General features: G+C 70.6%; 25 protein-coding genes. 14 read left to right on the forward strand and 11 right to left on the reverse strand.

Annotated features, from left to right (window positions below; translation table 11 throughout):
* Window positions 1-133: 133 nt before the first annotated feature.
* On the forward strand, window positions 134-673 hold the full coding sequence (locus tag PHZ_RS08525; protein ID WP_012522101.1) for a DUF2059 domain-containing protein: 540 nt from the start codon (window positions 134-136) through the stop codon (window positions 671-673).
* Window positions 674-677: 4 nt separating this feature from the next.
* Here the strand turns inward: PHZ_RS08525 and PHZ_RS08530 are convergent, their stop codons facing one another.
* The 7 genes from PHZ_RS08530 to PHZ_RS08565 form a co-directional block, all read right to left on the reverse strand.
* A complete protein-coding gene (locus tag PHZ_RS08530; RefSeq protein ID WP_012522102.1) occupies window positions 678-1,220 on the reverse strand; it encodes a peroxiredoxin in 543 nt (180 codons plus the stop codon).
* Window positions 1,221-1,289: 69 nt separating this feature from the next.
* Window positions 1,290-2,603, reverse strand: a complete 1,314-nt coding sequence (locus tag PHZ_RS21630) for a calcium-binding protein (protein ID WP_012522103.1) — start codon at window positions 2,601-2,603, stop codon at window positions 1,290-1,292.
* Between the two features lie 110 nt (window positions 2,604-2,713).
* Complete coding sequence (locus PHZ_RS21635) at window positions 2,714-3,700, reverse strand: DUF4402 domain-containing protein (protein ID WP_083770861.1); 987 nt, start codon at window positions 3,698-3,700, stop codon at window positions 2,714-2,716.
* A 59-nt stretch (window positions 3,701-3,759) separates the two neighbouring features.
* Complete coding sequence (locus tag PHZ_RS08545) at window positions 3,760-6,546, reverse strand: hypothetical protein (RefSeq protein WP_148216824.1); 2,787 nt, start codon at window positions 6,544-6,546, stop codon at window positions 3,760-3,762.
* Complete coding sequence (locus PHZ_RS08550) at window positions 6,524-7,438, reverse strand: fimbrial biogenesis chaperone (RefSeq protein WP_012522106.1); 915 nt, start codon at window positions 7,436-7,438, stop codon at window positions 6,524-6,526. Before PHZ_RS08550 ends, PHZ_RS08545 begins: the two co-directional genes overlap by 23 nt.
* A complete protein-coding gene (locus tag PHZ_RS22115; protein ID WP_012522107.1) occupies window positions 7,435-7,944 on the reverse strand; it encodes a DUF4402 domain-containing protein in 510 nt (169 codons plus the stop codon). Before PHZ_RS22115 ends, PHZ_RS08550 begins: the two co-directional genes overlap by 4 nt.
* A 60-nt stretch (window positions 7,945-8,004) precedes the next feature.
* Window positions 8,005-8,529, reverse strand: a complete 525-nt coding sequence (locus PHZ_RS08565; protein WP_012522108.1) for a DUF4402 domain-containing protein — start codon at window positions 8,527-8,529, stop codon at window positions 8,005-8,007.
* 619 nt (window positions 8,530-9,148) lie between these two features.
* On the opposite strand from PHZ_RS08565, the gene PHZ_RS08570 reads away from it, so the two are divergent.
* On the forward strand, window positions 9,149-10,651 hold the full coding sequence (locus tag PHZ_RS08570) for a tetratricopeptide repeat protein (protein WP_012522109.1): 1,503 nt from the start codon (window positions 9,149-9,151) through the stop codon (window positions 10,649-10,651).
* Here PHZ_RS08570 and PHZ_RS08575 read toward each other — a convergent pair.
* Window positions 10,648-11,721 carry a zinc-binding dehydrogenase gene (locus tag PHZ_RS08575; RefSeq protein WP_012522110.1) on the reverse strand — a complete coding sequence of 358 codons (1,074 nt, stop codon included), beginning with the start codon at window positions 11,719-11,721 and terminating at the stop codon, window positions 10,648-10,650. The two genes, PHZ_RS08570 and PHZ_RS08575, sit on opposite strands and share 4 nt — an antisense overlap.
* A gap of 112 nt (window positions 11,722-11,833) precedes the next feature.
* Between PHZ_RS08575 and fabD the strand changes: the two genes are divergently transcribed.
* From fabD to PHZ_RS08620, 9 genes are all read left to right on the forward strand, one after another.
* Window positions 11,834-12,778 carry an ACP S-malonyltransferase gene (gene fabD / locus PHZ_RS08580; protein WP_012522111.1) on the forward strand — a complete coding sequence of 315 codons (945 nt, stop codon included), beginning with the start codon at window positions 11,834-11,836 and terminating at the stop codon, window positions 12,776-12,778.
* An 11-nt stretch (window positions 12,779-12,789) separates the two neighbouring features.
* Complete coding sequence (fabG, locus tag PHZ_RS08585; RefSeq protein WP_012522112.1) at window positions 12,790-13,530, forward strand: 3-oxoacyl-[acyl-carrier-protein] reductase; 741 nt, start codon at window positions 12,790-12,792, stop codon at window positions 13,528-13,530.
* 124 nt (window positions 13,531-13,654) lie between these two features.
* Entirely contained in the window at window positions 13,655-13,894 is a 240-nt protein-coding gene (locus PHZ_RS08590; RefSeq protein WP_012522113.1) for an acyl carrier protein, read from the forward strand.
* An 82-nt stretch (window positions 13,895-13,976) separates the two neighbouring features.
* Window positions 13,977-15,257, forward strand: coding sequence for a beta-ketoacyl-ACP synthase II (fabF, locus tag PHZ_RS08595; RefSeq protein ID WP_012522114.1), 1,281 nt, complete (start codon window positions 13,977-13,979; stop codon window positions 15,255-15,257).
* Complete coding sequence (mltG, locus tag PHZ_RS08600) at window positions 15,254-16,270, forward strand: endolytic transglycosylase MltG (protein WP_012522115.1); 1,017 nt, start codon at window positions 15,254-15,256, stop codon at window positions 16,268-16,270. Before fabF ends, mltG begins: the two co-directional genes overlap by 4 nt.
* 284 nt (window positions 16,271-16,554) lie before the next feature.
* On the forward strand, window positions 16,555-17,436 hold the full coding sequence (locus PHZ_RS08605; RefSeq protein WP_012522116.1) for a YicC/YloC family endoribonuclease: 882 nt from the start codon (window positions 16,555-16,557) through the stop codon (window positions 17,434-17,436).
* Between the two features lie 368 nt (window positions 17,437-17,804).
* On the forward strand, window positions 17,805-18,470 hold the full coding sequence (gmk, locus tag PHZ_RS08610) for a guanylate kinase (protein WP_012522117.1): 666 nt from the start codon (window positions 17,805-17,807) through the stop codon (window positions 18,468-18,470).
* 100 nt (window positions 18,471-18,570) lie between these two features.
* Window positions 18,571-19,185: a uracil-DNA glycosylase gene (locus PHZ_RS08615; protein WP_083770863.1), complete on the forward strand. Its 615-nt coding sequence runs from the start codon at window positions 18,571-18,573 to the stop codon at window positions 19,183-19,185.
* A gap of 318 nt (window positions 19,186-19,503) precedes the next feature.
* Window positions 19,504-19,794, forward strand: coding sequence for a GIY-YIG nuclease family protein (locus tag PHZ_RS08620; protein WP_012522119.1), 291 nt, complete (start codon window positions 19,504-19,506; stop codon window positions 19,792-19,794).
* Window positions 19,795-19,946: 152 nt separating this feature from the next.
* Here PHZ_RS08620 and PHZ_RS08625 read toward each other — a convergent pair whose 3' ends face one another.
* Window positions 19,947-20,285: a YciI family protein gene (locus tag PHZ_RS08625; protein WP_012522120.1), complete on the reverse strand. Its 339-nt coding sequence runs from the start codon at window positions 20,283-20,285 to the stop codon at window positions 19,947-19,949.
* A 92-nt stretch (window positions 20,286-20,377) separates the two neighbouring features.
* Here PHZ_RS08625 and PHZ_RS23060 point away from each other — a divergent pair, with 92 nt between their 5' ends.
* From PHZ_RS23060 to PHZ_RS21640, 3 genes are all read left to right on the forward strand, one after another.
* Window positions 20,378-20,539, forward strand: coding sequence for a hypothetical protein (locus tag PHZ_RS23060; RefSeq protein ID WP_183282068.1), 162 nt, complete (start codon window positions 20,378-20,380; stop codon window positions 20,537-20,539).
* 136 nt (window positions 20,540-20,675) lie between these two features.
* Complete coding sequence (locus tag PHZ_RS08630; protein WP_041373367.1) at window positions 20,676-20,879, forward strand: hypothetical protein; 204 nt, start codon at window positions 20,676-20,678, stop codon at window positions 20,877-20,879.
* Between the two features lie 257 nt (window positions 20,880-21,136).
* Window positions 21,137-22,006, forward strand: coding sequence for a terminase small subunit-like protein (locus PHZ_RS21640; RefSeq protein WP_012522121.1), 870 nt, complete (start codon window positions 21,137-21,139; stop codon window positions 22,004-22,006).
* Window positions 22,007-22,016: 10 nt separating this feature from the next.
* Here PHZ_RS21640 and PHZ_RS08640 read toward each other — a convergent pair whose 3' ends face one another.
* Entirely contained in the window at window positions 22,017-22,574 is a 558-nt protein-coding gene (locus PHZ_RS08640; protein ID WP_012522122.1) for a DUF305 domain-containing protein, read from the reverse strand.
* A 68-nt stretch (window positions 22,575-22,642) separates the two neighbouring features.
* On the reverse strand, window positions 22,643-24,697 hold the full coding sequence (parE, locus tag PHZ_RS08645) for a DNA topoisomerase IV subunit B (RefSeq protein WP_012522123.1): 2,055 nt from the start codon (window positions 24,695-24,697) through the stop codon (window positions 22,643-22,645).
* Window positions 24,698-24,784: the final 87 nt, after the last annotated feature.

The raw sequence follows: 24,784 nt of genomic DNA on the forward strand, positions 1-24,784 counted from the left end.
TTCGCGTTCCGCATGAGACCGCCTTCCGTGAAGACGCGGGCCAATAGGGGAAAACCCCTGGAAGGGCAAGGAAATTCGGGGTTGCGCTGCAGCTCTGCCTTGCGGAACCTGCCCCATCAATCCGGAGTCGCCCATGTTCCGCAGGCTTGCCGCCGCCGCCCTCGTCGTCGCGCTTGGGGCCTCTGCGCCTGCGGCGGCCTGGTCCCAGGGTGCATCCCCGCCGGCAAGACCGCAGGCGGCGTCGCCGTCCCCCAAGGCGCTCGAGCTCGTCCAGCGGCTGTTGAAGGCGACGGGGGCCGAGAACCAGGCGGACCTCCTCACCCAGGCCATCATCACCCAGATGGCCGCCTCGTCGAACCTGAACCTCAGCGACGAGGAGCGGGTCGCCGTCGCCCATATCGTCCGTGACGTCATGCGCGAGGAGGTGACGCCGAAGCTCATGGCGCGGATGACGCCGGTCTACGCCAGGACGTTCACCGAGGCGGAGCTCGAGGCGATGGTCGTCTTCTACGAGAGCCCGGTGGGCCAGGCCGCCATCACGCGGATTCCGCAGCTGATGCAGGAATCCATCGCGATCACGGAGGAGCTGATGCCGCCGGCGCAGGGCGAGATCCTGCGCCGGCTCTGCGACAGGTTCGGCTGCGACGCCGACTCCCGGCCCACCCCTTCCTGAGCGGCTACTTCTTCGCCGCCTTCCAGCCTTTGACGGCGCTGAGGGTCTGGGAGACGTGCTCGGACGGGTCCAGCTTGGAATAGGTGTGGATCACCTGGCCGCCGGGCGCGATCACATAGGACGTCCGGTCGGACCAGTCGGGCTTCATCGCCAGCACGGCGTCGTACTGCTTGGCGATCTTGGCCCCCGGATCGGCGGCCACCGGGAACTTGCCCGAGCACTTGTCGGTGTCGGACGAGATCTGCTGCAGCTTGTCGAGGTTGCCGGCGGTCACGCCGATCACGGTCGCCCCCGCCGCCTGGAACTGCGGGATGGCGTCGGCGAACATCTTCGCCTCGATGTTGCAGCCTTTCGTGTCGGCCGCCGGGAAGAAGTAGAGCACCACCGGCCCCTTCTTCCGCGCCTCGGCGAGCGAGAAGGTGAGGGGCTTGCCCGCCTGGTAGCCCTGGGCCGTGAAGTCCGGCGCCTTGTCCCCGGGCTTGAGGGCGGCTGCGGCGGGGGTGGCGATCACCGCGCAGAGCGCGGCGGCGGCGACGAGGCGGTGCATGTGGATCTCCCGGTTTGGCTCCTGCCGTAGGGATACGGCGGAGCCTTCGGTCCGGATGCTAGATCGCCGCTATGCGAAGAGGAAGTCGTCCACGTTCAGCGACCACAGGCTCACGCCCATCAGCGTCAGGGACGAGCCGTCGCCGAAGTCGAACTCGACGCCGTACCACTTCTGCTCGGCGTGCTGCATCAGCTCGTCGAAGCTGCCGACGGTCGCCGGCGAGATCTGGATCAGGTCGCCCGGCTCCCAACGCTTGCCTGAGCCGCCCCAGCCCCAGCCGTGCTTGTGGTGCTCCCAGTGACCCGACTGGAAGTCGAAGATCACGTCGCGACCCGAGCCCTGGTCGAAGATGAAGTGATCCTCGCCCAGGCCGCCGAACAGCTTGTCGTCGCCGGCGCCGCCCACGAGGGTGTCCTTGCCGTTGCCGCCCCACAGGGTGTCGGCGCCGGCCCCGCCCGAGAGGTTGTCCTTGCCGTTGTCGCCGTCCAGCCAGTCGTCGCCGCGGTCGCCGGCGATGGTGTCCTCGCCGTTCCAGCCCCAGATCGTGTCGGGACCGGAATCGCCGGTCAGGGTATTGGACTTGTTGTCGCCCCAGATGACCTTGCCCGGCGCGGTCACCCCCTGGATCTCGAAGGTGACGGTCTGGGGCTCGGAGGCCGCCTCGCCGTCGCTCACCGCGTACTGGAAGGTGACGACCCGGCTCTGGCCGGCCGGCAGGTCCAGGTCGCTCTCCAGCGGCTCGACGTAGAACCGCCCGTCGGGATCGAGGGTGACGCCTTGGGGGAGGTCGCCCACCGGCTGGAAGACCAGCGCCTGCCCGTCGGGGTCCGAGGCGGCCAGCTGGCCGATGAACGTCTCGCCCGCGCGGCCCTCGCCGGAGTAGTCCTCCGCCACCGGGGGACGGTTCTGCTGGAGGGTCAGGTTGTCGAACAGCGTCAGGCCCGAGCCGCCCTCGGCGTACCACTGGAACGCCAGCAGCCCGCCCTGGAAGTCGGCCGGCAGCACCGCCGTCTGGAAGCCGGAACTCGCGTCGGTGCTGAACGACCAGCTGACCGTCGTCCCGTCGCTCTTGTAGCCGATGAAGTTGATCTGGACCGCGGACGAGCCGGGGATGGGCTCCCCGGCCGGCGTGAAGCCGGTCCAGCGGAAGCCGTCGAGATCGACCGAACTCACGCCGAACGCGCCGCCGTCCAGCTTCTCGACCGTGGCGGTGTCGGCCGTGTTGCGCACGAAGATGTATTCGCCCGTGCCGAGGTCGGCGATGCTCAGGCCGCCCTCGAAGGCGTCGGGGGCGTTGGTGGCCGTCGTGAACCGGAAGCCCGCTTCCTCGTAGAGGTTGAACGCGCCGTCGGGGACGCCCCCGAAGCTGATGATGATCGACATGTCAGAGCGGTCCCCTAGCCCCAAATTGGTACAGTCCGGCCCTCAACGGCCGCTGCGCCGCCGCGGCGACGCCGATTTCGGAGGACGGGTCAGCAAGAAGCCTGCCGTCCTCAGTTGTACGCCACCGATACGTTGAAGACGCCGCTGTAGGCGCCCGACGCCGTCGTGCTGTCCAGCGGGAACGAGCCGCCGACCGAGAAGGTGTAGGTTCCCGCCATGCCCAGGATCGAGCTCAGCTTGGGGGTCGAGGCGGTGTTCGTCGTGGTCACCGTAAGCGTCTCGGTCCCGCCCTCGCGGGTCATGACGATCGAGGAGGGGATGGTGACCGACAAGGTTCGCCCGCCTTCGCCAGAGACGGTGTAGTTGGCCCGCGAGGGAGAGGGGGTCGGCAGTCCCACCGCCGCGCCGCCCAGGCTGCGCAGGCCGGTGATGGCGTTGATCGTGACCGTGCCATTGCCGCTGCCGGGGCGCACGATCCGGCCGAAGGACAGGTCGCTGTTCTTGGCGATGCCGAGCGACCGATAGACCGTCGCCAGGCCCGTCCCGGTCTTCGAGACGGTGTTCCCTGAGCCGTTGGGCGTCAGGGTGATCGTGAAGGACGACTGGGCCGCGTTCGTTCCGCCGCCGGCGTTGTCGCCCTTGATGGGGAAGTCCATGCCGACGGTGAAGGTCTTCGACGAGTTCTTTCCGATGGCGCCGACCCTGAACGTCCGCGGGTTCGAGCCGCTCTCGTTGGAGATGACCGATCCCGCCAGGTCGAAGTTGGTCATCGGGCCGGCGCGCCCGGTCGGCGTGCCGACGGCCGAGATCGTCCCGTTCAGGGTCCGCGAGTTGCAGGCGTTCTGGTTCCCGCAGGTGACGGTGACGGTCACCACCGACGTGCCCGTGCCCAGACGGGCGCCGCCGCCGCTGACCTTGCTGATGGCGCCGGTGGCGGCGTCCACCCGGAAGACGGTGTCGCCGACGTCGGCCGAGGTCACGCTGCCGAGGTCCGGGCGGGACGCGGTGATCCCCAGCCCGAACGTCTGGGCCTGGGCCGCGCCGGCCTGCCCAAGCAATGCAATCAGCATCACCTGAATTGCAAGTCTCAGTTGCATGAACTTCCTGCGGCCGGGGAGGGTATTACGCTGAACGGACAAGTTGGGAGGCCTCTATACTAAGCTGCCGCATCTTCCAACGTGCTTGACGTCTGCTCGACGTCCTCAGGGCGCGGCTCGAAGAGGACTTCACCCTGCACGTCGGTTCCGAAGCCGCCGTCGTTCTTGACGACGGCGGTCAGCGGCGCAGCCAGCCGCATCCGCAGCCGCCGCGCCTGCTCGGGCTCGAGCTCCACCCGATAGCGCCCCACGGGAACGCCCGAGAAGATCGCCGTGCCGTCGAACTCGGTGCCGGCCTCGTACGTGCGCCCCTTCTCGCCGATGAGGACCAGGCGGGCGGCCGCCAGGCCTACGGGATCGCCGTCGGGGCGGCGCAGGATCAGCCGGACCATCACGTCGCCGGTTGGCTGCATCGGATAGGCGATCTCCATCGTCGACCCGGGCCGGGGGCGAAGGTCGAGGGTGGTGGGGGGCGTCGAGACGGAAGGGTTCTCCAACTGGTCCAGGCCGACCAGGAGGCGCGCCGTGGGGCCAGCGCCGATGCCGGACACGAAGGCGCGGCCGTCCGGGCCCGTCTTCACGCGCGTCAGCCCGCCCTCGAGGGTCACGTCCTTCACCGGCTCCTCGCCCGGATCGAAGACGCCGTTCGCGTTCTCGTCCAGGAAGGCGTGGAAGAGGACGCTGCCGCCCGATCCGGGGCCCGGACGCGTCATCTGATAGCCGCCCGCCGCCGGGTTGTAGTTCAGGCCGAAGCTCAGCTGCGCGCCGAGGCTCCAGGAGTTGTCGCGGTTGTTGTAGTCGCCGCTCAGCGCCAGGTCGCCCATCCGCAGGCGGTGGATGCTGGAGACCGTGAAGTTCGTGCCCTCCAGGTCGTCGAGCGGCTGGCCGACCCCCAGCCGCACGGCCCAGGTGTCGGTGATGTCGCGGTCGGCGGTGATCGCCAGGGACCGCGCCGTGAGCTCGGGCAGGATGTCGTAGTCGAGAGCGGCGCGCAGCTGCCAGGCGTAGTCGCGGAAGGTGGAGGCGGCGACGTAGCCGGTGAGGCGCTCGTACGTGCTGGCCCGGCCGTCGGTCCGCTCGTATTCGAAGCCCGACGAGACCAGCACGTTGGCCACCGAGGTGGAGGCGCGGAGCGAGCCCAGGTAGTTGAGGGTCCCGTCGGCGTAGGCGTAGCGGGCGGCCCGGGCCGAGATCGGGATGATCCGGCCCGTCAGCTCGACGCTCGCATCCACCGAGAGCTCTGTCCGCTGGCGGGTCGGGCGGGAGCGGTCGAAGCCGGGGCCGTTCTCGTCCAGGAACCCGCGACGGAACTCGGCGTGGCGCAGGACGATCGAGGCGCCGCTGACCTGGCCGGCCAGACCGATGAAGGCGCCTGTCCGGCCTCGGTCGTCCGCGGCTAGGTCGACCTGGGTGGAGAAGCCCAGCAGCGAGGTGCGCAGGCCCACATTGTAGGCCGCGCGGTACTTCTCCTCGTCGATCGGAACGAGCGCCGCGCCGCCGGAGAGCGTGAGGAACGAGGTCAGGCCGTAGTTCACCGCCGCCACGGCACGGAAGCCGCCGGCGCGCTCCAGCGTGCTCGGCGCCGAGCCGAGGCCGTCGAACGTGAAGACCTCCCGGTCCTGTTCGACCGCGCCCAGTTCGAAGGTCGCCCGACCGCGCGGCAGCAGGCCGCCGCCGACGTTGATGATCCGGGTCTGCTCGCTGCGTTCGCCCCGCGGCCCGTAGGTGACGATGCGGATCACGTTCACCCCGGGGGCGAGCGGCACGTTCAGGAACTCGTAGCGGCCTTTCGCGGGGGTGTTCTGGCCGCTCCGCAGGACGTCGTTGATGTAGAGTTCGACGTCGTAGCCGATGGGCAGCTCGCCCCGCAGGTCGATGCGGTTGAAGATGTTGGTCTCGTCCAGCGGGACCGTTGAAAGGCTGAAGCCCCGGCCCCCGACCGCCCGCGGCCCGAGCGACAGGGCGGGGGTGTAGACATCGCCGATGCTGACCACACGGGCCTTGAGCGGCCCAAGCAGCCCGCCCTGGAGCGAGCGCCGCTCGAACAGGACCCGGGCCGAGGAGGGGCGCCCGGTCTCGTCCGAGCCGAGGTAGCCCTGGAAGTTGCCGTAGGCGAGATCGGCCGCCGCCCGCACGTCGTAGCGGAAGGGCGTCTGGGGATCCTCGGTCTGGACTCCGGTGGCGAGCTGGACGTCGAAGGCCGGGAGGCTTGCGGCGCGGTACGGCGGATCGACCACGAGACTCTCGGCGGCGCCGGCCTGCGGGTCCGTTCCGAGGTTGCGCAGCCGGGCCATGCGCTCGCGCCGCGACTGGATGGGCAGCGGCTCCTGGGCGATGATCTTGATCGAGAGCGCCTCGACGCTGATCTCGAACTTCATCGGAAGCAGGCGCGTGGCGGCCGAGGCGCGCAGGTAGACCTCGGTCGGTGTGACCGCGATGTCGTCGGTGGACAGCGCCTCGGCGCGGGCGCCCTCGCGCGCGGTGCCGGTCTTCAGGTCGATGATCAGGGAGCGGCGGGCCTCGCCGACCCGGCCGATGACCCGCCCCTCGGCCGGCAGGACGTCGACGTCCATCTCGAGGAGCCGGGTGAGCTCGCCGACGGGCAGGTAGGGGTCTGTGGGATCGCCGTAGGCCGCAAGGCCGTCGGTCAGGGTGAGCTGGTCCAGTTCTACGGAAAAGAGAACCAGGTTCCCGGGATCGATGACGTCAGCCCGCGGCTGGATCGCCGATCCAGCCGGGGCCGTCGTTGCAGCGCCGTCAGCCGCCTGGCCAGGGGCGGCGGCTAGGAGGACAAGGGCTGCAGGAACGGAGCACGTAATCCATCTAGGGCGCTTGAACGGTCGCAAGAAGCTTGCCCGGAGACGTGTCGTCGTCGGTGAAGGTGACTTCCAGCTTCTCACCGGCGGCAGGCGCACGCGTCAGGGGAACGCGCATGGAGCGGCGGTCGATCTCGGTATAGACGCCCACCCCTCGCGCGACGCCGATCGGGTCGCCTCGCTTGCCGGCGGCCCGCACCTCGACGTTCCCGAAGAGGGAATTCGCACCGACGCGGACCAGGTCGAAAGCCATGACGGGCGTACGTTTAGGGTCGCTGCGGCCGTCCGACGAGAGGTCCACGTACTCAATATGGGCGTCCTCGATCGCCGCCCGCACGTCGGGCTCGCTCACCCGGACGATGGCCGGGATGCTGAGGCCGAACACCGAGGTGATCTGGAAGCGCAGCTCGTTGCCGGCGCCGCCCGCCACGTCCTCGGCGGTCGTGCCGACGCTCGGCGGCGGGATGGTGGTGACGGTCAGGTGCGTGCGGTACTCGCCCTTGGCGTCCTGCGGCACGGAGGCGACCCGCAGGCGGATCGTCTGTCCCTGACCGGGCGCCAGCGTCGCGCGGCGAGGCGAGACCAGAAGCATGTCCTTGGCCGAGGCGACCTTGTCCGCCACGGCCTTCGCCTCGGGGCGCTCGGCGGTGTCGGCGACGGCGACGATCTGGCCGTCGGGCAGCATCGCGCGGTCGACCATGGCGATGTCGAAGGTCGCCGCGGCCGTGCCCTGGTTGAAGATGTAGACGCTAGCGGTGCGGCGTTGCGGATCGAACGTCACCCGCTTGGGCGTGATGTTGAGGTTCGCGCCGACGGTCGTGACCGACACCGGCGGAGGGGCGGACGGCTGCTGTCCCCAGGCGTCGGCGGCGCCAACGAAGGTGAGGAGGGCGAGCGCCGTGAAAAGGGCCGGGCGGCTCAATTGTATTGCACCACGACGACGAGGACGCCCTCGTAGGGACCCGGCACCAGGTTCTGGGCTGAAGCCAGGTTCAGCGATCCCCCGATGTCCACGCTCATCGTGTTGCCGTTGAGTATGGCGCCGCCCAGCACGACGTCGCCGCTGCCGATCTGGTACTCGGCGCTCGTGTTCGTCTTCACGGTCAATGATTCCTCGCCCCCGCTTCGGACGACCGTAAAGCTCTCGGGAACGGTCGTCGAGACTACGTCCCCAGGTTGACCCCTAATGGTTAATTGCGCGTTGCCCGGGCTGCGCACCGAGGTCGAGGCGCGGGCGCCGAGCGCGCCGGTGCGGATGACGGGGGCCACCGAGACGCTGGGCAGCGTCATGGTGTTGCCGATGTTGATGCCGACGGGCCGCACGAAGCTGATGCGCACGGGCGAGCTGGCGGTCGCGCTGACCGCGGCCTGGACGCCGCAGGCCGCCGAGGCGAGCGCGGCGACGCCGAGGATGAGAGCCCGTCGCATGGGAAAGCCTTGCCTGACGGTGGGGCGGAGCCGGGCGCACCCGGCTCCGCAAGACGCGTTTTACTGGTAGGCGAGGGTGGCGACGACCGTGCCCACGGTCACTTCGCCGGCCGTGGCGGTGGCAGGCAGCCCGAGGGTGCCGCCCACGGCGATCGTGCAGCTGGCGCCCGTGAACTGGAAGCTGCCCGAGGTCGTCACCGACGAGCAGCCGGTGTCGCCGGCCACCTGGAAGGAGCCCAGGGTGTAGCCGGAGGCGACGCTCGTGGCCGCGACGGTGAGGGTCACGTCGGTGCCGATGGCGGCGCCGAGGTCGAAGGTGGCCGCCTGGGGAGCGCTGGTGCTCACTTCGAACACGCCGCCGCCCGAGGCGGTGACCGCGCCGTCGGTGCCGAGGACGATCGAGCCGCCGGCGGTGGTCGGGATCGTGAAGCTGCCGAAGCGCATCTCCTCGCCCTGGGTCACGGCGACGGGCGCCACGAAGGTGATCTTCGCGGGCACGTTGGCGCTGGTGGAGGATTGCGCCTGAGCGGCGCCGGCGAGAGCGGAGAACGCCGCCGCAGCGACGATGAGGTTACGAATCTGCATTCTGTCAGCCCCTGGGAGGAACGGAGGGTTTGTTTCGAAACGGTACGCTTGCACTCGTCTCGTCGACGACTAGCAATCCGCGCGCCTGCCAGCTTGGCGGGAGGCGCTATTCTTAAGTAAACGCGCGGTTGTGGAGGTCATGTTTAACAGGCGATTAGGCAAGGCGGCGCTCTAGAACCGTGTTCCGGCACTGTCAAGCTGCGGCCCCCGAATTCTGGACGCGTCATATCGAGGATCAGCTGATATTCGCCCATTTTGAGTAACGGAAGCTCTCGGTTCTAAGGAAGTGCAGGTATAAGTCGCTTTGAAGTTGAGCGTGGCTACCGTTTCGGGTGTGGTGGATTCGAGAGCACTCAGGTCTTCGAGGCTGATACACGTCATGCGAGAGCCGTATCAGCCGAGGGATGAGCGGGGCTTCTTTCTTCTCACCGGGGCGAGAACCGCGTTTTCCGAGTTCAGCGCCGTTGGGCGGCGCCGCACGACTGAGGCGCAGTAAGTGTAGCGCAGCGCCAGAGCCGTCGCGCGGCCGGATCCGAGTTAGTAAATGATAAGACGCAATGGGAAAAATGTAGCGCCCACAGGGGGCGCGAAAGGATAAGGGAAGCATCTGGAGCCCGCCTTGACCCGCGGAAACGTGAGCCCCGCAGATGAGGCCGCCATCGAACCGGCGGAAGACGGCCGACAGGCGTTGCACGACCTGTTCGATCGGCTGCGCGCGCATGTCCGCCGGACCGGGGCCGACGCCATCCCGCAAGGTCCTGAAGAGCGGCGGCGGGCCGCCCGCGATCTGCGATCGCTCTCGGCGGAGCTGAAAGGGTGGGAGCGGGCGCTGGAGACTCGGCTCGATCGCGCCGACGATGGCTGGTCCCTGGCGCTGGCGTCCCTCCAGCGGGATGTCGCGGCCGGAGTGCGGCGGCTGGAAAGCGAGATCGCGCAGTCCGAGGCCCAACTCGACGCTGTGCTCGCCGGGTTCCAGGGGCGTGTCGGGCGCTGGGAGGCTGCGTCCGCCGACGGGGAGCGCCGGTTCGCGGAGACGGCGGCTCGGGACCTGGAACGCGCGGAAGGGCGGCGGGCGCGGCAATTCGCAGAGTTCGTCCGGGCCGTGGACCAGACCCCCGTCGTGGACCTTGGAGAACGCCCGCGCAGCGTTCCGGAGGGCGAGGCGGCCCGCGGCCCGCGGCGGCGCTCCCGGTCGGCGGCGCTGCTGCTGTCGGCCGGAGTGGCGTGTGTCGGCCTCTCCACGCTCGCGATCGTCCTGGAACCCCCGATGTCCCTCCCTGTGGAGGCGCTGCGCGGCGCCGATGTACTGGGCGATCTGGTGCTGCGAGGACCGATCCTGATCGCCCCGCCCATCGAAGTTGCAGAGGCCGCTCTCCCGGCTCCGCCCCGCTCGGCGGAGCCGTCGGCCGAGGCGCCGGCGGGTCTGGCGGGCGCGATCGCCGACGTAGAGGCGGGGCGCCGCGGCGGGCTTGAGCAGGTTCGCCGCCTGGCCGAGGCGGGCCAGCCTCGCGCCCAGATGTACTTGGCCAAGCTGTACGAGACAGGGCGCGGGGGCCTGGAGGCCAACTCGGCCGAGGCCCGCCGCTGGACCGCGCGAGCGGCCGAGCGGGGCGACCCGATCGCCCAGCACAACTTGGCGCTCTATCTCCTCGAGGGGCGCGGCGGTCCCCGGGACGAGGCCATGGCCGCCAGACTGTTCCGTCGCGCGGCGGTGGCCGGCGTGGGGGATTCCCAAGTCAACCTCGGCCTGCTCTACGAGACCGGAGCCGGCGTCGATCGGAACCTCGTCGAGGCCTATAAGTGGTTTCAGATCGCCGCCCAGAACGGCGACCTTAGAGCCCGAGCCCGCGCCGTCGCCCTGGAGGAGCGGCTCTCCCGGCGCGAACTCGCCGCGGCCGACCGGGTGGTGGGCCGCTTCGCCGCCGGTGGGGAGCCGCCGCGGGAGACCGTTCTGGTTCCGGGCGCGGCGACCGTGGCCGAGTCCCAGCAGAAGCTCGCGCGCCTGGGATTCTATATCGGCCCGACGGATGGTCGGGAGACCGAGTCCTATCGCGAGGCCGTGGAGGCCTACCGGCGCAGCCAGGCCCCGGAGATCGCCAGGGTTTCGGTTGCGGGTCCCTAGGGCTCGACCAGAATCTTCACGTGGGCCTCGGGATCGCCGAGCGCCTCGAACGCGCCGGCGACGCCGTCCAGCCCCACCTTGCCGGTGACCAGGTGCGAGACGTCGATGACCCCCTCGGCAAGGTTCCGCAGGGTGTCGGCGAACTCCTGCGGCGTGTAGCCCAGCACGAACGTCAGCTCGATCTCCTTGGTGACCGCGATCGAGGGCTCGATGCGGTCGGTCTCCATGCAGACGCCGGCGACGACGATCTGCGCGCCGGCCGGTGCGGCCTCGATGAGCGCCTGCAGGACGCCGGGCGCGCCGACGCACTCGAAGACCACCGGCCGGGCGAAGCTGCCGCCCATCATCTGGACCATGCTCTGCGCCGCCCGCGACGTGGGAACGCCCAGGGCCTCCCAGCGGGCGTGCGGAGATTCCACGGCCGGATCGACCACGATGTCCGCGCCCAGCCGCTCGGCGGCGGCGCGGCGCCGGGGCGAGTAGTCGGCGGCGATCACCGGGCCGTGGCCGGCGGCCTTCAGCGCGCCGATGACCGCCAGTCCCACCGGGCCGCAGCCTACGACCAGCGAGGCCGAGCCGGGCTCCAGGCGCGCCTTGGCCACGGCGTGGGCTCCGACGGCGAACGGCTCGGTCATCGCGGCCTGGTCGGTGGGCAGGCCGTTGGGCACTTCCAGCAGCATCGCCTCGGTGAGCACCATGCGCTCGGCGAAGCCGCCGGGCAGGCGGTTGGAGAAGCCCAGCAGCTCGACGCCGCTGGGCGTCATGACGGCCGGCATGCTGACGACCCGAGCGCCGGCCTTGAGGGTCTTCGCCGCCCCCGGCCCGTGATCGAGGATCTCGGCGCAGAACTCGTGGCCGAAGACGGTGTCCGCGCGCGGATCGAAGCCGTTGTCCGGCGAACCTGCCCGCCGCGACAGGTCGATCATGTGCTCCATGTGGTGCAGGGCGTGCAGGTCCGAGCCGCAGATCCCGCAGGCGAGCGTCCTCACGAGCACCTGCCCCTCTGCGGGCGTCAGGTCCTCGATCTCGTCGCAGACGAGTTGCCTGTTGCGCCGGATGACGGCCCTCATGCGTTCCCCTCCAAAGGCGGCTCTTGGCGGCCGCGACGTCCTCTGCTTGTCCAGCCTAGCCTAATCCCCTAACCCTCGCGCCTCGGAATCAAGCAATCAGCGGAGCCCCCGCATGAGCCTCGCCTTCATCTTCCCCGGCCAGGGCAGCCAGGCCGTCGGCATGGGCGCCGACCTCGCCGACGCCTTCGGCGCCGCCCGCGAGGTCTTCCAGGAGGTGGACGAGGCCCTGGGCCAGAAGCTCTTCGCCTTGATGCGAGAGGGCCCCGAGGACCAGCTCACCCTGACCGAGAACGCCCAGCCGGCGCTGATGGCCGTCAGCGTGGCGGTGATGCGGGTGCTGGAGCGGGAGTTCGGCGTCGGCGTCGAGAGGGCCGCCTTCGTCGCCGGCCACAGCCTGGGCGAATACTCCGCCCTGGCCGCCGCGGGCGCGATCAGCCTGTCCGACACCGCCCGGCTGCTGAAGCTGCGCGGCCAGGCGATGCAGCGCGCGGTCCCCGTGGGACAGGGCGCCATGGCCTCCCTCATCGGGCCCAAGACGGATCTGGCGCTCGCCGAGGAAGCCGCCAAGGCCGGTTCCGAAGCCGGCGTTTGCGTGGTCGCCAACGACAACAACCAGGGCAATGTCGTGATCTCCGGCGCCAAGGCCGCGGTCGACCGGGCGATCGAGAAGGCCAAGGAACTGGGCGCGCGGGCGATCCCGCTGAACGTCTCGGCGCCCTTCCATTGCCCCCTGATGCAGCCGGCCGCCGACGAGATGGCGCAGGCGCTCACCGCCGCGACGATCGTCACGCCCAAGGCGCCCGTCGTGGCCAACGTCACCGCGCGGCCCACCAACGACCCCGAGGCCATCCGCCGCCTGCTCGTGGAACAGGTGACCGGTCGCGTGCGCTGGCGCGAGAGCGTCCAGTGGATGGCTGGCGAGGGCGGCGTGACCCGCTTCGCCGAGGCCGGGGCGGGGAAGGTGCTCTCCGGCATGGTCAAGCGGATCGCGCCCGACGCCGAGGCCGTTCCCCTGAACGCCCCCGCCGACCTCGAAGCCTTCGCCAAAACCTTCTAGGAAGCCACCAGATGTTCGACCTCACCGGCAAGACCGCCCTCGTCACCGGCGCCACGGGCGGCATCGGCGCAGAGATCGCCAGGGCCTTCCACGCCCAGGGCGCGCATGTCGTGCTCTCCGGCACCCGCGAGTCCGTCCTGCAGGACCTTGCCTCCCAGCTCGGCGAGCGGACCAGCGCCGTCGCCGCCAACCTCTCCGACGCAGCCGCCGTGGACGGCCTGATCGAGGCCGCCGAGGCCGCCGCGGGCGCGCCGATCGACATCCTGGTGGCCAACGCGGGGATCACCCGCGACGGCCTGCTCCTGCGGATGAAGGACGAGGACTGGGAGGCGGTCCTGAAGGTCAACCTCGATAGCTACTTCCGGCTCAGCCGCGCCGCGGTGAAGGGCATGATGCGCCGCCGCTCGGGCCGCATCATCGGCATCACCTCGGTCGTGGGCGTGACCGGCAATCCCGGCCAGGCGAACTATGCGGCCTCGAAGGCCGGCATGATCGGCTTCTCCAAGGCGCTGGCGCAGGAAGTGGCCACCCGGGGAATCACCGTGAACTGCGTTGCGCCGGGCTTCATCGAGAGTCCCATGACCGACGCCCTGACCGAGGCGCAGAAGGCGCAGATCCTGTCGACCATCCCCGCCGGCCGGCTGGGCGGCGGCGGCGACATCGGCGCCGCCTGCGTCTATCTCGCCAGCGACGAGGCCGGATACGTCACCGGCCAGACCCTGCACGTGAACGGCGGGATGGCGATGATCTGAGGCTCGCCAAGGTCCGGAGGAACATGCTACGGGCCGGCCCGAACCACATCACCAAAGCGGCGGTTGACTTCCCGTTCGCCGTCGCCGATGCAAGCACCTGACTAAGCCCTGAGGGACCTACCTAATGTCCGACGTCCTTGAACGCGTCCGTAAGATCGTCATCGAACACCTCGACGCCGATCCCGAGAAGGTCACCGAGAAGGCCAGCTTCATCGACGACCTGGGCGCCGACAGCCTCGACAACGTCGAGCTGGTGATGGCCTTCGAAGAAGAGTTCGACATCGAAATCCCGGACGACGCGGCGGAGCACATCCAGACCGTCGGCGACGCCGTCAAGTTCATCCAGGAGCGGCTCGGCGCCTAAGGCGTTCGAATCGCTAGAGAATTCGACCGCCGCGGCTTCCCTTAGACCGGAGACCGCGGCGGTTTTCGTTTGAGGATCGCCCATGCGTCGAGTCGTCGTCACCGGCATCGGCCTCCTGACCCCCCTGGGCCAGGGCACCGAGCACACCTGGAAGCGCATCCTGGCCGGCGAATCCGGCGCGGCCCGGATCACGGCCTTCGACCCCGCCGACTACGCCTGCCAGGTCGCCTGCGAGGTGCCGAGGGTCGACGGACGGGGCGGCGGCGGGCCCGACGTGCCCGGCAGCTTCGACCCCGACGCCACCATGTCGGCCAAGGACCGGCGGCGGGTGGACGACTTCATCCTCTACGCCGTCGCCGCCGCCGACGAGGCGGTGAAGGACGCCGGCTGGACGCCCGAGGACGAGGAGAGCCGCGAGCGCACCGGGGTGATGATCGGCTCGGGCATCGGGGGCCTTGGCACCATCGCCGAGACCGCCATCGAGCTGCACGAGAAGGGCCCGCGCCGGGTCAGCCCCTTCTTCATCCCCTCGGCCCTGATCAACCTGGCCAGCGGCCAGGTCTCGATCAAGTACGGCTTCAAGGGCCCGAACCACGCCGTCGTCACCGCCTGCGCCACCGGCGCCCACGCGATCGGCGACGCGGCCCGGCTGATCAAGTACGGTGACGCCGACGTGATGGTCTGCGGCGGGGCCGAGGCCAGCGTGGTGCCGGTGGGCATCGCCGGCTTCATCGCCTGCCGCGCCATGGCGACGGCGTTCAACGACACGCCCGAGAAGGCCAGCCGTCCCTACGACAAGGACCGCGACGGCTTCGTCATGGGCGAGGGCGCGGCCGTCCTGGTGCTGGAGGAGCTGGAGCACGCCAAGGCGCGCGGGGCCAAGATCTACGCCGAGGTCGCCGGCTACGGCCTCTCGGGCGACGCCTACCACATCACCGCCCCGGTCGAGGACGGCGACGGCGGCTTCCGGGCCATGAAGGCGGCCCTGAAGGACGCAGGGATGCAGCCGGCCGACGTGGACTACGTCAACGCCCACGGCACCTCGACCATGGCCGACGGCATCGAGCTGGGCGCCGTCGAGCGCCTGCTGGGCAATTCGGCCCCGGGCAAGGCGATGAGCTCGACCAAGTCGATGACCGGCCACCTGCTGGGCGCCGCCGGCGCCCTGGAGGCCGCGTTCTCGATCCTGGCCATCCGCGACCAGATCGCCCCGCCGACCATCAACCTCGACAACCCCGACGTCGAGACCAAGCTGGACCTCGTGCCGCACAAGGCCAAGCCGATGAAGATCGACGTGGCCATGTCGAACAGCTTCGGCTTCGGCGGCACGAACGCCTGCGTGATCTTCAAGAAGCCCGCGTGAGCCGCAAGGCCCGCCCCCGCAGCGCGCGCAAGGGAGGCCTCGTCCTCCTGGCCCTGGGCGCGCTCGCGGCCCTGATCGCCGTCGCGGCCGTCTGGAGCTACGCCGGCCCCGGCCCGGCGGCGAAGTCGGGCGAGACGACGGTCGTCGTCCTGGAGCGCGGCTCGGGCCTGACCCGCATCGCGGGCGCCCTGGAGGACGCGGGCGCCATCGGCTCGGCGGGCCTGTTCGTCCTGGCCGCCCGCCTGACCGGCGCGGCGGGCGAGCTGAAGGCCGGCGAGTACGAGTTCCCCTCCCGCGCGCCGATGGCCCGGGTGCTGGCCGACATCCGCGCCGGCAAGGTGGTGCGCCACTTCATCACCATCCCCGAGGGCTGGACCAGCGAGATGGCCGCCGAGGCGGTGAACCGCCAGCCGGTGCTGACCGGGACCGCGCCCGTGGCCCCCGAGGGCGCGCTGCTGCCCGACACCTATCAGGTGCAGCGGGGCGACGACCGGGCCGAGGTGATCGCCCGCATGCGCAAGGCGCACGACGACCTGATGGCCGAGCTGTGGCCCAAGCGCCAGCCGGGCCTGCCGTTCGACACGCCCGAGGAGGCGGTCGTCCTGGCCTCCATCGTCGAGAAGGAGACCGGGATCGCGTCCGAGCGGCCGCGGGTGGCGGCGGTGTTCGTCAACCGCCTGCGCCAGGGGATGCGGCTGGAGAGCGACCCCACCATCATCTACGGCGTCAGCAAGGGCCGGGCCCTGGGGCGGGGGATCCGCGCCTCGGAACTGGCGGCCCAGACGCCCTGGAACACCTACCGGATCGACGGCCTGCCGCCGACGCCGATCGCCAACCCGGGCCGGGCCTCGCTGGAGGCGGTGCTGAACCCGCCCAGGACCGACGAGCTGTTCTTCGTCGCCGACGGGACGGGCGGCCACGTGTTCGCGACGACCTACGCCGACCACCAGCGCAACGTCGCCCGCTGGCGCCAGGTGGAGCGCGAGCGCGCGGCGGCCGCGGCGGCGCCGTAGAGAGAGCGCTGAAGGCAATGAACGGGGCCGATGGGAGACGCCGCGGGAGCGGCGGATCAGCCCTTTGACACGAAGACCACCAAGGACACGAAGGTCACGAAGGGGCCGAGCCTCGCTTTGTGATCTTCGTGGTCTTCGTGCTCATTGTGCTGGAAGACGGCTTCGCCGTGGGGGACGAGCCCGGGGGTGACGGTCGAAGGCCGAGCTTGTAGGGCCGGGCGCGGCGATGATGGGTCCGGGTCTTCGCCTGCGGCGAAACCGGGATGACGATCTGAGGAGTTCTTATGGCCATCAGCGGGATGACGGGGTTCGGGCGGGCCGAGGGGGCGCTGGGGGCGTGGTCCTGGGCGGCCGAGGCGCGCAGCGTGAACGGCCGGAACCTGGAGGTGCGGTTCCGCGGGCCGCCGGGGTTCGAGGGCCTGGAGCGGGCCGCCCGCGAGGGCGCGCAGGGCCGCTTCCAGCGCGGCCAGGTGACGGTGGGGCTGCAGGCGAGGCGCGCCGAGGGCGCCGGCTCGGCCCGCATCAACCTGGAGCAGCTCGAGCGCTACCTGGCGGCCGTGGAGCCCTATGTGGAGGACGGCCGCGCGAAGAAGCCGCGGATCGACGGCCTGCTCGCCCTGCGCGGGGTGGTGGAGGCCGAGGACGCGGCGCTGGACCCCGAGGCGCTGGCCGAGCTGGAGGCCGCCATGGCCGCCTCGATCGCCGCCGCCCTCGACGGCCTGCTGGCGGCGCGGCGCGAGGAGGGCGGGGCCCTGCTGGGCCTGCTGACCGGCTTCCTCGAGCGCATCGCGGCGCTGACCGCCCAGGCGCGGGAGACCGCCGCCGGCCAGCCGGCCGCCATCAAGGAGCGGTTCGAGGCGCGGCTGAAGGAGCTGGCGGGCGCGGCGGCCACCGAGGAGCGGATCGTCCAGGAGGCCGCCGCCATGGCGGTGAAGGCCGACGTGCGCGAGGAGCTGGACCGGCTGTCCGGCCACGTCGACGCCGCCCGCGCGCTGCTGGCCGCCGACGGCGGCGTGGGCCGGCGGCTGGACTTCCTGACCCAGGAGTTCATGCGCGAGGCCAACACCCTGTGCTCGAAGTCGGCGCTCTCGGCCCTGACCGCGGTGGGCCTGGAGCTGAAGGCGACCATCGAGCAGTTCCGCGAGCAGGTGCAGAACGTGGAGTAGGGGGCGGGCGCCCTGCCGCTTCGAGAGAGGTCCACGAACCACACGAACCACACGAACGGCCAGGCTCGGCCCTTCCTCCCGATTGTCATCCCGGAAGGCGCGGAGCGCCTGTCCGGGACCCATGCCGGACGTAGCGAGGTCGGGGGAAGGCCGGGGGGAGGCCGGGGGGAGGCGGGGGGCGGTCGGGCTGACCGCCGGCGCGGCGACGATGGGTCCCGGTCTTCGCCTGACAGCGAAACCGGGATGACGAGCGGGGGGGCGTCTTTCCATCGGGGCGCGGGGTGTGCCAGAGAGGCGCGCGTTCGTGTGGTTCGTGTGGTGCGTGGACGACGTCCGCGCCGCGCGTGCGATTGGAGGATGGACCACTGGTGAGCCCGCATGACGAACACGCCCGGCCCTGGGAGACCGTCCGCCGCGGCCTGCTGCTGCTGATCTCGAGCCCCGCGGGGGCGGGCAAGACCTCGCTGTCGCGCCGGCTCGTGGCGGACCACTCGGACCTGACGCTGTCGATCTCGGCGACCACCCGCGATCCGCGGCCGGGCGAGGAGGAAGGGCGGGAGTACTTCTTCAAGACCCGCGCCGAGTTCGAGGCGATGATCGAGGCGGGCGAGTTCCTGGAGTGGGCGACCGTCAACGGCAACTACTACGGCACCCCGAAAACGCCCGTGATCGAGGCGCTGGAAGGCGGCCACGACGTGCTGTTCGACATCGACTGGCAGGGCGCGCGGCAGATCGCCGAGAAGCAGCCCGACGACAGCGTGCGGGTGTTCATCCTGCCGCCGGTGTGGAGCGACCTGGAGCGGCGCCTGCGGGCCCGGGCCCAGGACAGCGAGGAGATCATCGACGCCCGGCTGCGGCTGGGGCGCGAGGAGATCGCCCACTGGACCGAGTACGACTACGTCATCGTCAACAAGAACTTCGACCGCGCCTACGCCGACCTCGGCCACATCTACCGCGCCGAACGGATGAAGCCCGGCCGCAACCCGTGGCTGCCCGAGTTCGTCGACGGGCTGCTGGAGGACGCGGCGGGGTAGGGGGGGCTTCGACAGCTCACATCGCGACAAACAAGGGCTGTGCCCCCAGGCGCTCTCGGATGTTAATGCGCCCCGCGCCGCGAAGGCGGCCGATGCCGCGATGGAGTTCATCGGCGCCCCTCGAACAATGCGTTCGGCCGCTATCCGAGAGGAGCGGTTCGCGCGGCTGGGCGAGCCGCACATCAGGCCTTTGGTCGACTATGTGGCCCAGCTGCGGACATCGTCCGGCGCTGAGGTTCCGATGTTCGATCCCTCGGACGGCGGCGTCAACGCCCGCCTCCTGTTCCTGATGGAGAAGCCGGGGCCGATGACGTCCGCAGGGGGCCGAGGTCGAGCAGGTTCGGGTTTCATCAGCCGTGACAACGACGATCCGACCGCCGAAAGCACCTTCAAGTTCATGGTGGAGGCGGCAATTCCCCGCCAAGAGACCGTCCTATGGAACGTCATTCCCGGATGGAACGGGACGCGGCGCGTAACGGCTGAGGAACTGGGATGCGGAATCCGCGCGATCAACAGCCTCCTCACCCTCCTCCCGAAGGTCGGCGTGATTGTACTGGTCGGGCGCAAGGCTCAGCGGGCCGAGCCACTCTTGCGGGGTGCGGGTCTGCAGGTGTTCCGGTCGAGCCATCCCTCACCCATTGTTCGCGCATCCCGCCGCGCTGAGTGGGACGCGATCCCGAGGCAATGGGCGAACGCATACGCTGCGTCGCTTTGAAGGCCGGAGTCCAAGTTCGTCATGGCCCGCCTTGTGCGGGCCACCCATCCTGATGTCGTTCCGCAGTTGCGGTGGAGAGGCGTTGGGCTGGGTCGCCCGCATGAAGCGGGCGATGACGACTGGGGGAGAGGGGGAGCGGGGCGCGTGGATTTCCAAGTTCGTCATGGCCCGACTTGTTCGGGCCACCCAGCCTGGTGTCGTTCCGCCGTTGATGCGTAGAGGCGTTGGGCTGGGTCGCCCGGACGAGCCGGGCGATGACGAGGGGGGAAGGGGGGCGTAGGGTTCGCCGGCCGAGCGAGGGCGAGGGGGAGAGGGCGCGTGGGGATCGTCGCCGTCTACATCATGGCGAGCCGGCGGAACGGAACGCTCTACACCGGGGTGACGAGCGATCTGGCGCGGCGGGCCTATGAGCACCGGGAGGCGCTGACCCCCGGCTTCACCAGCCGCTACGGGGTGAAGACGCTGGTCTGGTACGAGCCGTTCGAGGACATCGGCCTGGCGATCCGGCGGGAGAAGCGGATCAAGAAGTATCCGCGCCAGTGGAAGATCAACCTGATCGAGGCGCGCAATCCGCACTGGGTGGATCTGTACAACCTGCTGAACCGGTAACCCCTGTTCGTCATGGCCCGCCTTGTGCGGGCCACCCATCCTGATGTCGTTCCGCAGTTGCGGTGGAGAGGCGTTGGGCTGGGTCGCCCGCATGAAGCGGGCGATGACGAGGGGGGGAGGCAGCACGAAGCGGCGCCGGCGCCCGGCGGGGGCTAGCTGGCGGGGTCGTACATGAATTCGCGCAGTTCCTGGGGGCAGCGGCAGGCGAGGGCGATCCTGCGCGCCCAGTCGACGGCGGTCTCGCGGGTGGGCAGCTCCAGGACGGTGAACCCGCCGTCGAGCCGGCTATCCGGGTAGATCTGCGCCGAGACCGATCCGTCGGCCGAGACCAGCACGGGCGCGACCCCCTCGTGGATCCCGCCGCCGAAGACGTAGACGCCGGCGGCCTTGGCCTCTTCGATCACCGCGTGGGCCGCGTCGGCGACGGCCGGGAGCTCGTCGGCGCTCACCGCCATGGCCTTGCTGGGGAAGGAGATCAGATACTTGGTCATGGGCGGATGATGCCTGAAGCCTGAGGGCGATGGCCAGGGCGGCTCGATCGCGCTGTTTGCAACGGGACCCGCGGCCGCTAGTTGTGAGGCGCATGGGCGAGCGGGACGACTTCTATCGGGCCAAGGCCGAGGAATGCGAGGCGCGGGCCCGCGAGACGCCCGATCCGCGCCAGCGCGACCAGTGGCTGAAGATGGCGGCGGACTGGCGCTCGATGGTCCTCGGGCCCCCTCCGCCCCCTGCGAACGACGACTAGACGCGGCTCAGATTGGCCAACGGCGCCGCGGGCGTGTAGGATGCCGGGCATCGCCGGTTGAAGGTCCTGGGCGCCGGCGGCTGAGAGACAGCGAACAATTCAGCGCTCCCGCCTGTTTTCCGCCGGAGCGCTTCCCGTGTCCAAATCCCATGCCGAACTCCTGCGCGCGCAGGTCGACGACTTCCTGCGCGCGGCGCTGAGCGAGCGCGACGACGCCCGGCGCGCCAAGCTGCTGGCGAAGGCGGTCCACTGGCACGAGGCCGTCGAAGAGGCGGCGCGGGCGGAGACGGCCCCGGCGGGGGCGCGGCGGGGAAACGGCGCCGATGCGCCGGAGGCCTGAAGCCTCAAGCCCGTCACGGCCAGGGGTGTCGGGGGGCGTCCTGAGGTCGGTTCGCCGTTGAGGCGGAGAGGCTTCGGGCTGGGTCGCCCGGACGCGCCGGGCGATGACGAGGGGAGAGTGTTCGTGGTTTGTTCTTGACGGGTCCGCGCGTTTTCGCTAGGATTTCGGCAGGGTCAGGTGGTGCGTCTGGGCGGACGCCCCCCGTCAGCGTTTCTGGCCCTTCGCATTTCCGGACAATCGAAAATCGGGGGCGTTCCATGGGCGGACGCAGGCGGACGGCGGCGTCGAAGGATGCGCGCGGGCGGCAGTTCGCGCGCCGGCTTGCGGCGGTGCAGCAGGTGTGCGAGCGGCTCGAGGCGGGCGAGAGCCTGTGCGGCGTCTGCCGCGACCCGCTGCTGCCGCAGCGCTACCAGCTGGACCGGTGGCGGGCGGCCGAGCCGCTGTTCGATGAGATGGTGCGCGAGGCGCGGCGGCGCGCGCAGGACGCCGGGACCTGGCGGCGGCGCGCCAACCATCCGTGGTCGCGCGTGCTGGAAGACGAGATCCTGAGGCGGATCGCGGCCGGCCGCAGCCTGGTGGAGGTGTGCGAGGCGCCCGAGATGCCGCACCACACCAGCGTGACCCGCTGGCTGGACGAGAAGCCGGGCTTCCGCGACCGCTACCTCGACGCGCGGCTGGCGCAGGCCGACGGGCTGTTCGACCTGGCCTGGCGGATCGCCCGGGAGGCCGACGAGGACGAGGTGCGCACGGCGCGGCTGAAGGTGGACGTGATCAAGTGGCGGATCGGGCGGCTGTCGCCCAAGCGCTACGGGCCCGCCTATCTGATGCGGATGATCGAGCGGGCCGAGGCGGCCGCGGCGGCGCAGGCGGAAGCCGAGGCCGAGGCCGAGGCGGAGGACGCCCGCGAGCTGTGGATCAAGCGCTTCGAGCGGGGGTCGGACGGGCAGGTGCGGGTGGCCTACATGTTCCGGGCGCGGCCGCGGCGCGAGCCGGGCGAGCCGCTGCTGCTGATCTATCCCGACGGCGACGGGCCCGAGCCGCCGCGCGACCCCTCGCACGGGATCCCCGGGGCCTTCCGGGCCGACTGGGAGGGCGGGAACGACTGGCAGGGCCGCGCCGCGCCCTGAGGGCGCCGCCTCAGCGCACGGCCTCGCGGATCTCGGCCTGGCGGCCCGGGGGGATGGCGGCGGGGACCGCCGGGAGCGGGCGCTCGCCGCGGGCGCCGTTGCGCTCGATGTCGGCGATCAGCAGCTTCATCTCGGCGATCTCGACCATCTGGCTCTCGATGATCCGGTCGGCGAGGGCGCGCACCCGCGGGTCGCTGAGGTCGGCCTTGCGGGCGTTGTTCACGGCGATGGAGTGGTGCGGGATCATCGCCCGCATGAAGGTCGTGTCCTGCACGAGGGCCTGGCTGCGGTTGACGTAGAGCAGGAGCCCGCCGAGGACGACCGCGCCGGCGACCAGGGCGATCTTCAGGACCCGGCCCTCGTACATCGACCACATGAAGCCCAGCATCACCACGGTCATCACGCAGGCCATGACCAGCGAGGCGATAAGCCGGTTGAGGCTGAACAGCGCGTGCTCGGGGCTGTAGACGAGCTGGTACATCAGGACGAACATCAGGGCGGCGGAGACGGCGATCATCGCCGCGAACCGTCCCCAGCCCATCTTCCCCATCCGGCCGTGGTCTTCCATCGCCGTTCCTCCGTCGGAGCCTGAACCCCACGGGAACGCGGGCGGAGCCGTGTTCGTTCGGCGCCGCCCTAGATGTCGAGGTCGGCGGCGGCGAACTCAGCGTTTTCCTGGATGAAGCGGAAGCGCAGCTCGGGCTTGCGGCCCATCAGCGCCTCGACCAGGTCCTCCACCGTCTCCTCGGCCCGGGGCAGGGTGACGCGGGCCAGGGTCCGCGTCTTCGGGTCCATGGTGGTTTCCTTGAGCTGGTTCGGCATCATCTCGCCGAGGCCCTTGAAGCGGCTGATCTCGGGCTTCTTGCCCTTGAACTCGGTGGCCAGCAGCTCGTCGCGGTGCGCGTCGTCGCGGGCGTAGACCGCCTTGCCGCCGTGGCTGATCCGGTAGAGCGGCGGCAGGGCCAGGTACAGGCGCCCGGCGCGGATCATGTCGGGCATGGTGCGGAAGAAGAAGGTGATCAGCAGGCTGGCGATGTGGGCGCCGTCGACGTCGGCGTCCGTCATGATGATGATGCGCTCGTAGCGCAGGTCGTCTTCCTTGAACTTCGAACCGGGCTGGACGCCGAGGGCCAGCAGCAGGTCGGACAGCTCCTTGTTGCCGCCGAACTTGTCGGTGGAGGCCGAGGCGACGTTCAGGATCTTGCCGCGCAGGGGCAGGATCGCCTGGTTCTTGCGGTCGCGGGCCTGCTTGGCCGAGCCGCCGGCGGAATCGCCCTCGACCAGGAACAGCTCGGCGCCGTCGATGGCGTTGCCGGCGCAGTCGGCGAGCTTGCCCGGCAGGCGCAGCTTGCGGGTGGCCGAGGCGCGGGCGACCTCCTTGTCGCGGCGGCGCTTCAGGCGCTCCTCGGCGCGCTCGACCACGAACTGCAGGAGGGCGCCCGCGGCCTTGGGCTGGGCGGTCAGCCAGTGGTCGAACGGGTCGGCCAGGGCCTTCTCGACCAGGCGCTGGGCCTCGGTGGAGGAGAGCTTCTCCTTGGTCTGGCCCTGGAACTCGGGGTCGCGGATGAAGACGCTGACGAGGGCGCCGGCCTGGGCGACCACGTCGTCGGCGGTGATCAGGCCGCCGCGCTTCTCGCCGACCAGCTCGGCGTACTGCTTCAGGCCCTTGGTCAGCGCCGCGCGCAGGCCGGACTCGTGCGTGCCGCCCTCGGGGGTCGGCACGGTGTTGCAGTAGGACTGCATGAAGCTGTCGGCCTCGCCGAAGCCGGCGGGGGTCCAGGCGATGGCCCACTCGACCTTGCCGGCCTCGCCTGGACGCTCGTAGCGGCCGGTGAAGGGCTCGGGGGTGACGGTCTCCAGGCCCTTGATCCGCTCGGCCAGGAAGTCGGCCAGGCCGTTGGGGAAGCGGAACACCGCCTCGGCCGGGGTCTGGTCGTGGATGCGGGCCGGGTCGCACTTCCAGCGGATCTCGACCCCGCCGAACAGGTAGGCCTTGGAGCGGGCCATCCGGTAGAGGCGGGCGGGCTTGAACGCCGCGCCGTCGCCGAAGATCACCGGGTCGGGCAGGAAGCTGATGGCCGTGCCCTTCTTGCGGGTGGGGCCGATCTTCTCGATGCCGCCCAGCGGCTTGCCGCGGGTGAAGGCCTGGCGCCACTCGAAGCCGTCCTTGAAGACGGTGACCTCGACGCGCTCGGACAGGGCGTTGACCACCGAGACGCCGACGCCGTGCAGGCCGCCCGAGGTCTCGTAGGCCTTGCCCGAGAACTTCCCGCCCGAGTGCAGGACGGTCATGATCACTTCCAGGGCCGACTTGCCTGGGTGCTTGGGGTGCGGATCGACCGGGATGCCGCGGCCGTCGTCGCGGACGGTCAGGGCGCCGTCGGCGTCGAGGCTGACCTCGATGACCTTGGCGTGGCCGGCGACGGCCTCGTCCATGGCGTTGTCGAGGACTTCGGCGAACAGGTGGTGCAGCGCCCGCTCGTCGGTGCCGCCGATGTACATGCCGGGCCGCTTGCGCACCGGCTCCAGCCCTTCGAGGACCTCGATGTCGGCCGCCGAGTAGCCGCTGGTCTTCACGCCGACGACGGCGGGATCGGGGCGCGGCTCGTGGCTCTCGGCCAGCGGCGCGGCCGGCGCGGGATTCAGCGCTTCGTCGAACAGGGAGGCCTGGGCGGTGGACTTGGGAGACATGGGCCCGAGTTTGCGGCGATTCTGGAGCGACCCCGTATGGCCCCCCGGGACCGGCGGATCAATGCCGGCCGGTCCCGGGGCCCTGCG

Origin of the sequence: Phenylobacterium zucineum HLK1 (assembly GCF_000017265.1) — a bacterium.
In the GTDB taxonomy this organism is placed as follows: Bacteria; Pseudomonadota; Alphaproteobacteria; order Caulobacterales; family Caulobacteraceae; genus Phenylobacterium; species Phenylobacterium zucineum.